This is a genomic window from Acinetobacter calcoaceticus ANC 3811, assembly GCF_000399665.1.
In the GTDB taxonomy this organism is placed as follows: Bacteria; Pseudomonadota; Gammaproteobacteria; order Pseudomonadales; family Moraxellaceae; genus Acinetobacter; species Acinetobacter calcoaceticus_B.
Map to the genome: position 1 here is coordinate 3257770 of NZ_KB976986.1, position 14453 is coordinate 3272222.

General features: G+C 38.4%; 18 protein-coding genes and 1 tRNA gene. 9 read left to right on the plus strand and 10 right to left on the minus strand.

Features of this window, described 5'->3' with window-relative positions; translation table 11 throughout:
• Nucleotides 1-598: 598 nt before the first annotated feature.
• The gene (locus tag F935_RS16500; protein WP_016139928.1) at nt 599-1147 is read left to right on the plus strand and encodes a TetR/AcrR family transcriptional regulator; all 549 of its coding nucleotides are present in this window, start codon (nt 599-601) and stop codon (nt 1145-1147) included.
• Between the two features lie 69 nt (nt 1148-1216).
• Here F935_RS16500 and F935_RS16505 read toward each other — a convergent pair whose 3' ends face one another.
• The 3 genes from F935_RS16505 to F935_RS16515 all read right to left on the minus strand — a co-directional run bounded on the left by F935_RS16505 (nt 1217) and on the right by F935_RS16515 (nt 2488).
• The gene (locus F935_RS16505; RefSeq protein ID WP_016139929.1) at nt 1217-1744 is read right to left on the minus strand and encodes a hypothetical protein; all 528 of its coding nucleotides are present in this window, start codon (nt 1742-1744) and stop codon (nt 1217-1219) included.
• 162 nt (nt 1745-1906) lie between these two features.
• A complete protein-coding gene (locus F935_RS16510; protein WP_016139930.1) occupies nt 1907-2125 on the minus strand; it encodes a DUF6500 family protein in 219 nt (72 codons plus the stop codon).
• A 27-nt stretch (nt 2126-2152) separates the two neighbouring features.
• On the minus strand, nt 2153-2488 hold the full coding sequence (locus F935_RS16515) for a winged helix-turn-helix transcriptional regulator (protein WP_016139931.1): 336 nt from the start codon (nt 2486-2488) through the stop codon (nt 2153-2155).
• Between the two features lie 116 nt (nt 2489-2604).
• On the opposite strand from F935_RS16515, the gene F935_RS16520 reads away from it, so the two are divergent.
• The 3 genes from F935_RS16520 to F935_RS16530 all read left to right on the plus strand — a co-directional run bounded on the left by F935_RS16520 (nt 2605) and on the right by F935_RS16530 (nt 4202).
• Nucleotides 2605-3162, plus strand: coding sequence for an NAD(P)H-dependent oxidoreductase (locus F935_RS16520; protein ID WP_016139932.1), 558 nt, complete (start codon nt 2605-2607; stop codon nt 3160-3162).
• Between the two features lie 158 nt (nt 3163-3320).
• A complete protein-coding gene (locus tag F935_RS16525; RefSeq protein ID WP_016139933.1) occupies nt 3321-3779 on the plus strand; it encodes a hypothetical protein in 459 nt (152 codons plus the stop codon).
• A gap of 81 nt (nt 3780-3860) precedes the next feature.
• Nucleotides 3861-4202, plus strand: coding sequence for a DHCW motif cupin fold protein (locus F935_RS16530; RefSeq protein ID WP_016139934.1), 342 nt, complete (start codon nt 3861-3863; stop codon nt 4200-4202).
• A gap of 76 nt (nt 4203-4278) precedes the next feature.
• Here F935_RS16530 and elbB read toward each other — a convergent pair whose 3' ends face one another.
• From elbB to F935_RS16545, 3 genes are all read right to left on the minus strand, one after another.
• A complete protein-coding gene (gene elbB / locus F935_RS16535; RefSeq protein WP_016139935.1) occupies nt 4279-4941 on the minus strand; it encodes an isoprenoid biosynthesis glyoxalase ElbB in 663 nt (220 codons plus the stop codon).
• A gap of 90 nt (nt 4942-5031) precedes the next feature.
• Nucleotides 5032-5844 (minus strand): helix-turn-helix transcriptional regulator, encoded by an 813-nt coding sequence (locus F935_RS16540; protein ID WP_016139936.1) that lies wholly within the window; start codon nt 5842-5844, stop codon nt 5032-5034.
• Between the two features lie 136 nt (nt 5845-5980).
• Nucleotides 5981-6070: transfer RNA gene (locus tag F935_RS16545), tRNA-Ser, on the minus strand.
• A gap of 118 nt (nt 6071-6188) precedes the next feature.
• Between F935_RS16545 and F935_RS16550 the strand changes: the two genes are divergently transcribed.
• Complete coding sequence (locus F935_RS16550) at nt 6189-8066, plus strand: potassium transporter Kup (protein ID WP_016139937.1); 1878 nt, start codon at nt 6189-6191, stop codon at nt 8064-8066.
• Between the two features lie 55 nt (nt 8067-8121).
• On the opposite strand, the gene F935_RS16555 is transcribed toward F935_RS16550, so the two are convergent.
• The gene (locus F935_RS16555; RefSeq protein ID WP_016139938.1) at nt 8122-8535 is read right to left on the minus strand and encodes a hypothetical protein; all 414 of its coding nucleotides are present in this window, start codon (nt 8533-8535) and stop codon (nt 8122-8124) included.
• 255 nt (nt 8536-8790) lie between these two features.
• On the opposite strand from F935_RS16555, the gene F935_RS16560 reads away from it, so the two are divergent.
• The 3 genes from F935_RS16560 to F935_RS16570 all read left to right on the plus strand — a co-directional run bounded on the left by F935_RS16560 (nt 8791) and on the right by F935_RS16570 (nt 10856).
• On the plus strand, nt 8791-9870 hold the full coding sequence (locus F935_RS16560; RefSeq protein ID WP_035366375.1) for a DNA/RNA non-specific endonuclease: 1080 nt from the start codon (nt 8791-8793) through the stop codon (nt 9868-9870).
• 98 nt (nt 9871-9968) lie between these two features.
• The gene (locus tag F935_RS16565) at nt 9969-10568 is read left to right on the plus strand and encodes a LysE family translocator (protein WP_016139940.1); all 600 of its coding nucleotides are present in this window, start codon (nt 9969-9971) and stop codon (nt 10566-10568) included.
• Nucleotides 10569-10613: 45 nt separating this feature from the next.
• Nucleotides 10614-10856, plus strand: a complete 243-nt coding sequence (locus F935_RS16570; RefSeq protein ID WP_016139941.1) for a hypothetical protein — start codon at nt 10614-10616, stop codon at nt 10854-10856.
• A gap of 179 nt (nt 10857-11035) precedes the next feature.
• Here the strand turns inward: F935_RS16570 and aqpZ are convergent, their stop codons facing one another.
• Together aqpZ and F935_RS16580 are read right to left on the minus strand one after the other, a co-directional pair.
• Nucleotides 11036-11725, minus strand: a complete 690-nt coding sequence (aqpZ, locus tag F935_RS16575) for an aquaporin Z (RefSeq protein WP_016139942.1) — start codon at nt 11723-11725, stop codon at nt 11036-11038.
• A 132-nt stretch (nt 11726-11857) separates the two neighbouring features.
• A complete protein-coding gene (locus tag F935_RS16580) occupies nt 11858-12862 on the minus strand; it encodes an AraC family transcriptional regulator (RefSeq protein WP_016139943.1) in 1005 nt (334 codons plus the stop codon).
• A 108-nt stretch (nt 12863-12970) separates the two neighbouring features.
• On the opposite strand from F935_RS16580, the gene F935_RS16585 reads away from it, so the two are divergent.
• Nucleotides 12971-13609 carry a hypothetical protein gene (locus F935_RS16585; protein WP_016139944.1) on the plus strand — a complete coding sequence of 213 codons (639 nt, stop codon included), beginning with the start codon at nt 12971-12973 and terminating at the stop codon, nt 13607-13609.
• Between the two features lie 37 nt (nt 13610-13646).
• Here the strand turns inward: F935_RS16585 and hisF are convergent, their stop codons facing one another.
• Nucleotides 13647-14405, minus strand: a complete 759-nt coding sequence (gene hisF, locus F935_RS16590; RefSeq protein WP_004789907.1) for an imidazole glycerol phosphate synthase subunit HisF — start codon at nt 14403-14405, stop codon at nt 13647-13649.
• Nucleotides 14406-14453: the final 48 nt, after the last annotated feature.

Genomic DNA, 14453 nt, shown 5'->3' on the forward strand with positions numbered 1-14453 from the left:
AATCACTATGCCAATGAAAAATAAAAATAATCATTTATGAATGAATAGCCAATATCACATTGACACTCAAAAACGTGCGGATTATCCTTTGCCTGCTGGCCTACATTGCCAGTCGGTCTTAGCAGGCCGCGGTACAGATTACATCAGATTTATTCCTTCTGAGGGAGAGGTCTGTTTGTATTCAACTCGTCTCCCTCACGTTGCGGTAGGGCGGAGGGGGGACACCTTCGGGTGTGCTGGTTCTGTACCCAGTCTGCTAACCCCCTTTCGTTCTGCCACCATCTTTTAGCAGAGATAGGCAGAATCCTTATTTGTACAGGAATCCGTCATATGCGTACTATTTCATCTCTCTCATTGGCAACCATTGCCAAAATCTTTGACTCGATACTCAACTGGTCTTTAAAACGGTTTAACCGACTCTAGGTCTTAAGCCATAGGTCATTACGACTAAAAAATCATAGCAACAATAAAACCTGAGATAGGCGAGCACACCATTTTTGTGCGGCTTTTGCATGCCTGTATTTAGCGCTCAATTTAAGAGTGACGGCATTTCTATCTCTTTTACATACAACAAAAAATTATTTTAAACGGTATAAAAATGCCAAATTTAGAAGCTTCATTTAGAGCATTAAGCGTGCTCCACACAGCAAAAGGTTTATTTAAACAACATGGGTTTCATATCGGTATAGATCGAATTATTGAGGAAGCCAAAATTCCCAAAGCCACTTTTTATAACTATTTTCACTCAAAAGAAAGGCTCATTCAGATGAGCTTAACTTTTCAAATAGATGCCTTAAAACATGAGGTGTTTTCAATTATTCATTCGTACCATGAACTCATGGCATTCGATAAGCTCAAGAAAATTTACCTCTTACATGCAAAATTAGAGGGCTTTTATCGTTTGCCATTTAAAGCCATTTTTGAAATTGAAAAGATCTATCCAGCAGCTTATAAACTCGTCATTGACTATCGAAACTGGTTCATTAAAGAAATTCTTAAACTGCTTTTAACTGTAAAAACGACTGCTACAGTTGAAGACGCACACATGTTTTTATTTGTGATTGATGGGGCCATGGTTCAGCTTTTGGGGACCAATAACACCGATGAAAGGGATGCATTACTCGAATATTTTTTAAGTCGGGTTTGATGGGGGGAAGGCCTGACGGGAGTTAGGCTTTTTTAGTAAAAGATTCATCTGAAAATTGAAATTAAATGATTATTGAATGGAAAGCTTATCCATTGTTCTACATGGACGTATTAAGAAATCAGTCATTCCTTTATTCTTTAAGATTTCTTGCCGAGTATATGGATATATTCTTACGTTAAATTTTATATTTTTACCTTTTAGAGGACATAGTACATAAATTTTATTTGGCTCAGTATTAAACTGAGGTAATTTAAAGGTTATCTCTTCTATTCTAAGGAGATTTATATTTGGTATATAACCTTTAATAATTAATATATAAGTAGTGATATTTTGTTCTCCTGGTAATACTTGAAGCATATATTTGCTACCGAAGGTTGGTACTCTTTCAGCTACTTTTATATTGTTTATTTCAGTAATTTCGGTTTGTCCTACTTTTTTATATGTTTGTGCTGTTTCCATCCAATCAATATAAATTAGTGAAAAATCAGATTCATCTTTATTTTCATTTCCTGAATACATCTTAGTTGGTCTAAATTGAGGTTTAAAACCACACCCACAAAGTAAAACTATTAAAAATATATAGGTTGAAAATTTCATATTTATTAATATCATAATGTTAATATTTTATAGTTTATCAGAGATAATTAAATTATTTTATATTTAAGTTTTTAATTCAGATATTCTATTTTTTATCAAAACTAAGATGATTTATAAGAAATCAAAGACTATCCTTTTTCTGATAGTCTTTGATGCTAATTTTTAGCTTTCACTCAAAACCAACTCTTTAATTTTTACTGCCTTCTCGAAGTGATCTAGCTTATGGTCAATAATCCACCAATGCGCTGCTTCCATCAGTAACTCAGGGTTATCATTTTTATTTTTAAAAAAAGCGTAAAAAGACAGACCAACATTGTCTCCCTTCTTTTCAATTTTATCGTCGCATCCCTTAATAAACATTTCTCTTAATTCATTTCTCATATTTAGTATCACTTCAAGTCTATAAAACTAAGACGATTTATTACGCTCGCCCCAATCGCACATTATATCTAACAATGGAATTAAAGATTGGCCTCTTTCCGAAAGGCGATACTCAACCTTTGGCGGAATTTGAGGATATTCCTTGCGAATAATAAGCTGGTCTCTTTCCAATTCTTTAAGTGTATTGCTGAGTGTTCTAAATGAAATATTGCCAATGCAGCGTTGCATCTCATTAAAACGCATGACATTTTTTTCATACAGCCAATACATAATAATCATTTTATATTTGCCATTAATTAAAGAAAGAGTGTAGCCAAAACCTGTCTCTTCTAATGGCGTATGTGATGGAACGCATTCAGTCATTTTTAAAATCTACACTATCTTTTAGTATAGTATATAACATAAATTACCGTACTTATATTTAGGAAAGCACACTTCTATAATCGATTTATCTACTTTCCGATAAGAGTGTTTTCATAATGAAAAAGACATTAGTCATTGTTACCCATCCCCACATAGACCAGTCTGTTGTAAATAAAAGATGGGTAGAGGAACTAGAAAAATATCCAGACCAATTTACAGTTCACCAAATTTATCAAGCCTACCCAGATGGGGTAATTGATGTTGCCAAAGAGCAAGCACTGGTCGAAGAACACGAAAATTTAGTATTCCAATTCCCTGTGTATTGGTTTAACTGCCCGCCACTTTTGAAACAATGGCTTGATGAGGTTTTGACTTATGGTTGGGCGTATGGCTCAAAAGGCGACAAGCTTAAAAATAAAAAGTTTATATTGGCTGTATCTGCTGGTGTGAAAGAAAAGGTTTATTCAGAGTATGGTGGATATAACCTTTCTTTAGAGCAGATTTTTACTCCATTTAAGCTAACAGCTTTATATGTTGGGGCGGACTATCAACCACTTCATGCATTTTATGGTTTAGACACAAACCCTTCAGAAGATGACGATGTTCCGACTCACCAAGACATAGCGGATAATGCGGTGCAGTATGTTCAGAAGTTATTAGCGTTGTCTGAGTAGGTTTAAAGAAGGAAGGCCTGAACGTAAGGTTTGGGTCTTTAATAATTCTATTTCTAAGAGAAGTTGGACATTTTAGGTAAGAATAGTAGAGTAGATTTTTAACATATTATTTTAGTTATTTATTTAACACAGCATTTTAAAATTAGAAAGGGAGCCAAATGCTAAAGTCTAGAATCTTTATAATTATTGGACTGCTTCTTGCTGGACTATGTTTATTTGCAGCCTTTGAAGCATACGAGAAAAAGGTTAATTCTGAAAAAGAACAGGCTAGGAAAACTGTCATTTCCTTTTTTAATTCACTTTCTAATGGAGATTCAGCCACAGCATATAAATATGTTTGGTCAGGCGAGAAATCAAACATTCGAAGTGATGAAATAGCTTATGTCTATAAAGACTCCAAAGTTCTAGAAGTGCTAAAAGTTCGTTACGACTCACCAAAAAATAGACCTGACTACTATCAACAATTTTATAAAATGATTTCAGTCGCCATAAAGATAAAAACAGTACATGCGGAAGTTGCTGGTGATCCTACGGGAAACTATATTTTGTTTGTAACTGTTGTACAAAAAGATCCGAAATCTAATTGGCTCATTACTGAGTTCGGCAGCGGGCCTTAAGAGGAAATATTTCTAAATCATTTGCAAAAACCAATTTTATCTATAAGTTGAAAATACAATAATACGTCTTTGGAAAAAATTATGAATATCGCGCCTTTTCCATTTCAAATTACAAACTGGGAAGAAGTTGAAGTCACTGAATATAGCGGTGAAACTGGAAAAGCTTATTGGAAAACTCAATTTTTTGGTGAAGAAACAAATAAAATTAGAGTAAGACTTGTCGAGTACTCAGCGAATTACTTAGCGGACCATTGGTGTGAAAAAGGGCACATATTATTTTGCCTAGAAGGGGAGCTAGAAAGTAGATTGAAAGATGGTCGAACATTTACTTTAACTTCAGGAATGAGTTATCAAGTAGGAGATAATTCCGAGCCACATCAGTCTTTTAGCCTAAATGGTGCGAAGTTACTTATAGTTGATTAGATTGATTTTATTTAGATTTGATGTAAGAAACTCAATAAAAGATAGGGATAGAAATTTCTATCCCGAATCCAACACCTTAATTTGCCAAAGTTATCATGGCATTAACTAAACTTTTAATTCCTAAAAAAACATCCTTTAAACCAGCTTGATCATCCATATAGGCAGGCGTAGTAACAAATAAGTTTTGTTTATCGACCACGCAGTTTGAGGTTTGACAAACATGATGAATTGAACCAGTTTTTTCAATTTCTTTAGCAGTGTTAACGTCAGACCCCAAAGTGATATTTGGGTGTAAGTCTCCAAAAGTAAGTGCTAATAGTGCAGGGGATATGCAAATTGCTCCGATCGGTTTCTTACTTTGATGAAAGGCTTTTAAAATTGAGGCAACTGTAGAATGTACTCTTGCTTCTGCTCCTTTAAAGGCAAAAGTTGATAAATTTTTTGCGACTCCGAATCCACCCGGAAGAAGAAGGCCATCAAATTCATTTTCATTAAGTTGATCGAGTGAGGAAATTTCACCTCGGGCAATTCGTCCTGCTTCTTGTAAAATATTTCTCTGCTCAGTCATGTTTATTTCGCCACTCACATGGTCGATAACATGAAACAAAGGCTCATCAGGTGCAAAAATTTGATATTCAATATTGGCTGTATCTAAAGCTAATAGGGTTAAAACTGATTCTCTAATTTCAGAACCATCCAAATAACCACAACCTGATAAAATGACTGCTACTTTTTTCATCTGCTTTCTTAAGTATCTTTTGTAAATGTCCAAAAGATTTTAAGTTCTATTTTAAAAATTCTTTATACGCTGATTTGCCATAAATTCGCCTTAATTAAGCATTTTAGTTTTTCGTAGCTCACGTGGAGTAATACCAAATAAATTTTTAAATTGTTCAGTAAATCTCGATTGAGATTGATAGCCACATTCAAAGGCAATATTGCCAATACTGGCGTTGGTGGTTTGAATTAAATGTAATCCATGCCCCAGCCTTACTCTATTACGAATATCTTGAATGCTATTTCCCTCACTTTTTAGCTTTCTTCTTAGCGTCGATGAACTCATAAAAAGTTGGGATGCTATAAATTCAGCTGTAAGTTCTGTAGATAGATGATCAGAAATTAATGCCTGAACTTTTTCACTCAAGCTTGTAGTCATGTTTAGGCTAGAGATGTCGGTGTAACCAGAATGATAAATAAGCTCTAAAAGCTCTCTTCTTCTAAATTTAAAAATAGAAGACGGGGCAATGAGAGAAAAATCTATAAATTGAGAAAGTGCATTTTCTAGTAAGGCGGTGAGTTGGCCTTGTACAAATTTTTTAGAAGTTCCTGATGGATTTGGGAGGTCTTTAAAATCATCAAAGTCGAACTCGATGAGGAGTGCAAAATATTCTTCTTGATTTGGAATATTGCGCATATCAATGCTGGCGCTATTTGATAAAAATATAAAAGAACCAGCTTCACATACAATATTTTCAGTTCTTCCTAATTCTTTAACGCCACTAAAAATAGCGATGAGTAACGGTTTCGTAATCGGAACATTTCTAATTTTTTGTTCTTTGTAGGCCGAATAAATTGAAAAGGGTAAATTTAAATTGTTATCTAAGTTAATTGCTTGTTTAGCTAAAGAAGTGAGATTTTTCATTGAGTTGAAATGTTTGATTTAATCTATGGCTTAAATAAGATGAAAAAGTTATCGGTTTTTTCGAGGCTGTTTTTTAATATTTGGTTAATAAAAAAGCCTAAACCCATTAGGTTTAAGCCTCTTTAAATTTCAATTCTGGCGGTGAGAGAGGGATTCGAACCCTCGATACGCGCAAACGTATACACACTTTCCAGGCGTGCTCCTTAAGCCACTCGGACACCTCACCAAGGCGTGCGATAGTAACTAAAAAATCTTGTTCTGCCAAGATTTAAGATGAGCTTTACAGAAAAAAAATAATAGAGGTGATAAGATTGCGATAAAAATCATATTGGTTTAATTACACAATGCAAAATACGGCCAAAAAAGCAACCTTGCCTGCCACGGCTTTGGCAGCTCTTGGGGTGGTCTTTGGAGATATTGGAACAAGTCCACTCTACGCCCTAAAAGAGTCCTTCCATGCAGCGCATGGGTTGGGAATTAAGCCTGAAAACGTATTAGGAATTTTATCCATTATTTTTTGGTGCTTAATGCTGATCATCAGCATCAAGTATGTCGCCATCGTTATGCGTGCAGACAACAATGGCGAAGGCGGAATCATGGCCTTACTCGCATTGAACCTACGTAAAGCCAAAATTGCCGATAACAAAAAAATCTACATGATTGCGATTGGCTTTATTGGGGCATCGCTGTTTTTTGGTGACGGTATTATTACCCCAGCCATTTCGGTACTCTCGGCAGTCGAAGGCTTGTCTATTGCAACCGATGTGTTTGACCCATTCATCATGCCAATTGCGATTACCATTATCATCGCGTTGTTTTTGGTACAAAAACACGGTACGGCTTTTGTCGGTAAGTTTTTTGGCCCGATTACGATGGTATGGTTCCTGTCTTTAGGAATGTTAGGTCTTCACAGTGTGATTCAAACCCCTGTGGTATTAGGCATGTTTAGTCCGCATTGGGCGATTCAGTTTATCTACCATCAACCCCTAATGACCTTTTTCGTTATGGGTGCTGTCGTTTTAACAGTGACTGGTGGTGAAGCGCTTTATGCCGATATGGGACATTTCGGACCAGTTCCGATTCGTCTAGCATGGTTCTTTGTGGTGTTGCCATGCTTGGTTTTAAACTACGCAGGTCAGGGTGCATTACTGTTAAGAGATCCAGCGGCGATTGAAAACCCGTTCTATTTATTGGTGCCACAGTGGGCACTTTACCCAATGATTATTATGGCGACCATGGCAACTGTAATTGCCTCTCAAGCTGTAATTTCTGGGGTATTTTCACTTGCTCGCCAAGCGATTCAATTGGGCTATTTACCACGTTTAAGTATTAAACATACCTCTGATTCAGAAGAAGGCCAGATTTATGTTCCTTTCTTAAACTGGTTGCTTTTAATCGCAATTATTATCTTAATCTTGATTTTCAAAACCAGCTCAAACTTGGCAAGTGCGTATGGTCTAGCTGTAACCTTGACGATGCTGTGTGACACGATTTTGGTTGCTGTGTTCATCTATTCAGCTTGGAAGTGGAGCATGCCAAAAGTGCTACTCCTGATTATTCCATTCTTTGTTTTAGAGTCAGTGTTAGTTGCAGCGACTTCACTTAAAGTGTTGTCGGGCGGTTGGGTGCCATTATTGATTGGTGCGATTGCTGTGACCATCTTAATGACATGGAAACGTGGCCGTGAGCTGACGTTTGCCAAGCTTGAACACGATACATTGTCGCTAGATTTGTTTGTAAAAAGTATTGGTAATAGTGTGCATTGGGTGCCAGGTGATGCTGTCTTTATGACGGGTACGCCAAACGTTGTGCCACATGCCATGCTTCATAACATTAAGCACAATAAAGTGCTACATCAGCGCAATATTTTGGTGACTGTAGTCATTGAAGATGTACCGTTTGTTGCAGCAGAAGAGCGTATTTCGACAGAAGCCCTAGCTGAACATTTCTATCGTATTAAAATCTTCTACGGCTTTAAAGATGAAATGAATGTACCCAAAGCACTTATGCAAGCTTATGAGCAGTTAGGTCTTGAATATGACTTGATGCACATCAGCTTCTTTATTTCGCGCGATCGTATTGTTCATTCGGTGGGCGACGGTATGTCTCCATGGAGAGAGAAACTATTTATCTCTATGCAGCGTAATACCAGTCCGGTGAGTGACTTCTATCAGATTCCAACCAACCGTGTGGTTGAGTTAGGAAGTCAAATCGAAATATAAAAATTGATGTAATAAAAAAACCAAGACAGATGTCTTGGTTTTTTTATGGCTCTGATTATTGAGCTTGAACAGGTGCATCTGCTGGCAAACCACCATCTTTTGCCATTGGATCTGCCGACTGAGTTGGATCTTGTGGCGCTGGAGACGCCTGATCTTGTGCAGGTGGCACTGCATCCATTGGTGCAGCCGGAGGTGCCATTTCACCGCCTGCTGGAGGCGCTGGTGGAACGTCTGCCGGAATAGGAGCACCCGTAGGCGCTGCATTTGTCGGTGCAGCAGAAACTTGCTGTACTTGTCCGCTATTGACTAAATCGCTAATAGAGCCGGGTTGGCCATTTACCGTTGTAGTAACTTTCACTTTAGACAAACTTTCTAAAGTATCTCCTGGCTGGACTGCTGGTTCAGCCAAAGCGGCCATACTACATAATCCCGTGATTACGCCAATACCAATAATCTTTGAATGGATCATTAAGTGGACTCCGATTATATTTTTATCCAAATTTGTGGAGCTAACCATGTCATAAGCAATCAGTGTTTTTCAACGAAAGATACGCAATTGGCGTAATTCAATAGCCAAAGCCTCTCATAATTCCAACAGATTGTTACGTAAGGGGAAATGGAGTTACAAAAAAGATGACCATGTTTTAACCATTTGAAAGATAAGAGATATACTTAAAAAAGCAGGATTGTTAAGCTGCGCGTGGACCGTGGTATTGATAGAAATATGGCAAGTAAAAAACGTAGTAAAGGTACAACCTCATTCTCTCTAAGTGAGCATTTTGGCAAGATTATTCTTGCTTGTATTGCTGCGGGAAGTTTTGCGATTGCATTTGGTAGTGAAAAGATTTCGCAGTGGTTTTCCCCTTTAAGTACTAACTCGACTTGTCTTAATCAGTTTTATCGGGAAGTGCCACCCGCTTTAAATAAAGAAAGCTTAAAAAAAGACAGTTATCCGCTGTGCTTTAATGGCTTTAATGTCTTGTATTCAGGCATCTCTAAAACGCCGTTATGGTCGGCTGAACATCTAAGTCCGGAACGTTTAAGCGTTAAAATTAAGCGTGAAGATAGTTTTCATGAAGAAACCCGTATTGATCTAAAGCATCGCTCACTTTTAAGTGATTATCGTGGTTCAGGCTATGACCGTGGTCATATGGCACCGAATGGTGATATGCCAAATAAAAATTCACAGTCAGATAGTTTCTCGCTAAGTAACATGGTGCCGCAAGCGCCTAAAAATAATCAGGAAGTTTGGCGTAAACTTGAAGAAGCGACACGTGCCCTTGCGACTAAGCAGAAACAAGATGTATATGTGGTTACTGGCCCTGTTTTTGAGGGTAAACGCCTTAAAACGATTGGCAAGGGTGTCATTGTTCCAACAGCCGTTTATAAAGCGGTATATATACCAAAAACGGGCGCTATTGGGGCTTACTACGCACCCAACAATAACTCTCTACAAGTGAAAGTGGTGAGTGTTTGCTACCTTGAAGAACGCTTAGGTGTTAACCTGTTCCCGCAGTTAACGGAGCAGCAAAAGCGTAATGTCTATCGTCTCCCTTTAACGGCAACGTCGGTTAAGCCAAATCAGAAGTTAGACTATTTACATTGGGATGGTGAGAGCCAGTGTGAACAGGACTTAAACGTCGATCAAATTAAAGCGTTACAAGATCAGTTTAAAAAGCAAAAAAGTGGTTCATCAGAACCAATGGAAGCAAAAGTTCCAAGCATTGATGAAGAAACTAGAAAAGCGATTGTGAAACAATTGGTTGATGCCTTGGTGAACTATTTCTTGCAAATATTGAAATAAGCAGCTTTTTTTGATTGTTATTGCAACATCGTAAATATTTAAAATAGAATCTGTAGACAGATCTGTCTATGGATTCTATTTTAATAAGGACAATAACAATGTTTGCTTCGATGTTTCTTTTTTCATTTGCAATGTCTATTACCCCAGGCCCAGTGAATACTGTCATTTTATCGACCAGTTTAAATCATGGTTTAAAAAGATCGCTTCCTTACATTTCAGGTGCGACGATTGGCTTTACTTTACTTCTAATTTTTATGGCATTTGGTCTTCAGAGTTTATTAACTCAGTTTCCTGTTGTATTAAAGATTCTTGCGATTTGTGGAACGCTATTTGTTTGTTATATCGGCATAAAAATTATTCTTTCTGCCACCAATATTTCAATTTCAAGTGCTCCTGTAGAACAGATGATCATTCCTAATTTTAAAGATGGTTTCTTGTTACAGTGGCTCAATCCAAAAGCATGGTTGGCTTGTGTGTCGGGCATTACCATGTTTACAAGCATTGAAAACTCGCAGTCGTTGCCGATCTTTATCGTTATTTATTTCTTTACTTGCTATGCATGTTTGTTCTTTTGGGGACTATGTGGCGATAAATTTTCAGTCGTATTGAATCAGGGCAACCGTTTGAAATATTTTAATATCTTGATGGGAGCATTTTTAATTTTATCGGCACTTTTAATTTTGATCGATTTTTTTTAAATTGGTCGTATTACACTGTGAAGATATAACAAAGAGACAAGACCTATGTTTAAGCCATTTGAAAAGGGTACAGAGTCTTCTTCAATTGAAGATTTAACATTAGAAAATGATGTCGATTGCGTCAGCATTTATGGCAACTTGCAAATTACCAAAGACAAAGTCGGATTAGAACAAGCGAAGGCTTTACAGAGCTTTTTAAACGAAGTGGTTGCGGCTTTGGAAAAAGAAGAATTGCCAGAGAAAATTGAACGTCCAGCTGAACAAGAAATTAATAATCCGTTTTTGTAATAAATATTATTTTACTCAATTTGCTATCGTGACGGCGGCACGGATGCCGCCTGTTTCACTGCGTTACATGGAAGTAACGTCAGTGAAACGAATGAGTTTTGTCACTTTTGCTCACTCAAAAGTGAGGCATTACCTACACAACTACTACTTGAGTGAACATGGTACTTGTGGTCGTGCAGTTAATCCTTCTCCCCAGCAACTACCTTATAAATAATCGCCCCAATCACAGCTCCTAAAATCGGCGCTACCCAGAACAACCACAACTGACTTAAAGCAGCAGTTTCAGCAAAGAACGCGACACCTGTACTACGTGCAGGGTTCACCGAAGTGTTGGTTACTGGAATACTGATTAAGTGTATGAGTGTTAAGCCTAAACCAATCGCAATAGGAGCGAAGCCAGCAGGTGCGCGGCGGTCAGTTGCACCTAAAATAATGATTAAGAAGAAAGCTGTAAGTACCACTTCAATTAAGAAAGCTGAACCTAAGCCAAATTTGTTTGGTGATAAATCACCGAAACCATTTGAAGCAAAACCACCAACACCACTAAAGCCCGCTTGGCCTTGAGCAATAATATAGAGAACAAATGCAGCAGCAGTCGCACCGACCACTTGAGCAACGATATAGGGAATTAAATCTTTAGCATCGAAGCGGCCGCCGACCCAAAGGCCAACACTTACCGCGGGATTAAAATGTCCACCTGAGATATGCCCTAGAGCATAAGCGCCTGTGAGTACGGTTAAACCAAAGGCAAGGGCTACACCTGCAAAGCCAATACCAAGTTCAGGGAAAGCTGCGGCTAATACTGCGCTACCACAACCACCAAAGACTAGCCAAAACGTACCTAGAAATTCAGCAAAATATTTATTCATTCTGATTACTCATTTATTTAATCTATTTTAATTAATGTGAAATACGTCACATAAATTTAAAGCATGTGACTATATGAAATTTTTGTTTTCAGTGTTGTTTTAATCAAGAAAAGATTTGTAAGTTTTGGTAGGTTAATTTTTGTCTAAAAAATGTTCTCTCCATTGTTGTGGTGTTTGATCAGTCCAATGTTTAAAAGCTCTTTGAAAAGCACTTTGTTCCGAGTAACAAAGCAAAAGTGCAATCTCTTGTAAGCTTAAATGCGGATCCTTTAAATATTCAGTTGCGAGCATGAACCGCACTTGCTGAACACGTTCTTGAAAGGTGGTGTCTTGTTGTTGCAAGTGGCGTTGGAGTTGTCGGACCGAAAGGCCGAGCTGAGCAGCAATATATTCAATTTGATATTGGTTCTTTTGTAGTCCAGTCAAAATTGAATGCTGTAAACGCTGATCAAGTTGGGTTGAATTTGGTAATTGCTCTAAAAGAGCTTGTGCTTGCTGAACCAATAATTGTTGCAGAGTATGGTCGGCGCTGCTAAGCGGCTTATGAATTTCCGTAATTGGAATGAGTAACTCGGTACGTGGCTGGCTAAAACGAACGGGACATTGAAAGTATTGTTCATAAACCCTAATGTTTTTGGGCGCCGCATTTAAAAAATGTACCTCATGTAAATGCACGTCTTCATGAGACATAAAAAGACGTAAGAACTGAATCACCAGTGCAATCGCGATTTCATCGGTAAGCTGAGTAGGGTGTAACTCAGTCGCTTCCCAGCGAATAGAGCCATATCTTCCTTGTAGCTCAACGACTAAAGGGCTGCCATCATAAATCAGACGATGAAAATCATGATAGCGAATTAAAGCTTCACCTAAGTTATCGCAAGAGAGTGCGAGGTAGGCAATAATCCCTAAGTGTTTTGGTTGTACATATTTGGCAATTTCTAGGCCTAATCCCGGCTTCGGGTCTAGTTTATAAATCACTTCTAATAGATCGCGCCAAACGACGTAGTCAAAGCGTTCCAGATTTTGAATTTGCTCTAATTGTTTTGGAATCGCTAATTGATTGGCTTCACAGTAGGCTTTTAATAGGTGTCCGAGCCCTCCATAGACCGAACCCGTATAGTTTTTTAGTTGTGGCATCCCTAACCACCTCTTTCTTGTCGTGATTTGTCAATGAAACCATAAATTCTGGTCAATACCTAGCATAGCGAATTTTATATTCTGAATAAAAGAAAAAGGAGTTAGGCGATGTTAAAAGGGTTTATTGCAGGAATTGCGGTTGCGAATGCATTTGAATGGGTAGCGCATAAATATATTTTGCATGGTGTACACCGTGCTGGAAAACCGCGCTATAGCCCAGTGCCAAAAAGTATGGAGTCTCATTGGGCACACCATCGTGAAGTCCGTAAGCAGCAATTTCATGATGATTGCTATGTGGAGGGCGTTGGCAACTGGCGAACTAAAAATGAGTTAATTTCTCTTGCTGTAGTGGCAACCGTTTCAAGCGCAATTTTTTACCCGTTTTCAAAAGGCATGGCACTTGCAGCTTGGTACAGTGCTGGTAATTATTATTATATTCATCGCCGTGCACATCTGGAGCCTGACTGGGCAAAGCGTAAAATTCCTTGGCACTACGATCACCATATGAACTCTAATCAAGACGCTAATTGGTGTGTGACCAAACCTTGGTTTGACTATGTGATGGGAACACGTGTGGTGTCTTCGGCAGATTTAAAAGAACAAAATCCTTTGGGTGTTCGTTTACCACCTGCATTTGCTAGACCATTATCTCAAGCTGTAGAAAAAATCTTTCCTGCAAAATGGGTCGAGAAAAAAGAAAAGCCTGAACTTAATACTGAGGTGAATGCAGTAGACGGTGCTGCATAAAAAAAGGGGCATATCGCCCCTTTAAATATCAATAAGCTTACAAGCGCATTTCGATGCCTTGTTCAGCTAAATATTGTTTAGCTTCTGGAATGGTATATTGGCCAAAGTGGAAAATACTTGCCGCCAATACTGCATCAGCACCACCTTGTAAAATACCGTCTGCAAGGTGTTGTAAGTTACCTACACCACCTGATGCAATCGTTGGAATGGTAACGCGGTCATTAATGGCACGCATTAAAGCAATGTCGTAGCCTGCTTTCGTACCATCGGCATCCATACTGGTAATGAGTAACTCACCCGCACCGTAGTCCGCCATCTGTACTGCCCACTCAATGGCATCAATACCCGTTGGTTTACGGCCACCATGAGTAAAGATTTCCCATTTGTTGTCGCCAGTTTTTTTGGCATCAATCGCAACCACAATACATTGTGCGCCAAAGTGCTGAGAAGCTTCTTGAACAAATTCTGGGTTAAATACGGCAGCCGAGTTAATACTCACTTTGTCTGCACCTGCATTTAATAACGCACGAATATCTTCAACCTTACGTACACCACCACCGACAGTTAATGGCACAAATACAGTCTCGGCCATACGTTCAACAGTACGGTAAGTGGTATCGCGTCCATGATGTGTAGCGGTAATGTCTAAGAAAGTAATTTCGTCTGCACCTTGTTCGTTATAGCGACGTGCCACTTCAACAGGGTCGCCAGCATCACGAATATCGAGGAATTGAACGCCTTTAACTACGCGTCCGTTATCAACGTCTAGGCAAGGAATAATACGTTTAGCAAGCATAGCTTTTTCCAAAAATAATCGCCGTTGGTGAAAGTTCCTACACAGGCG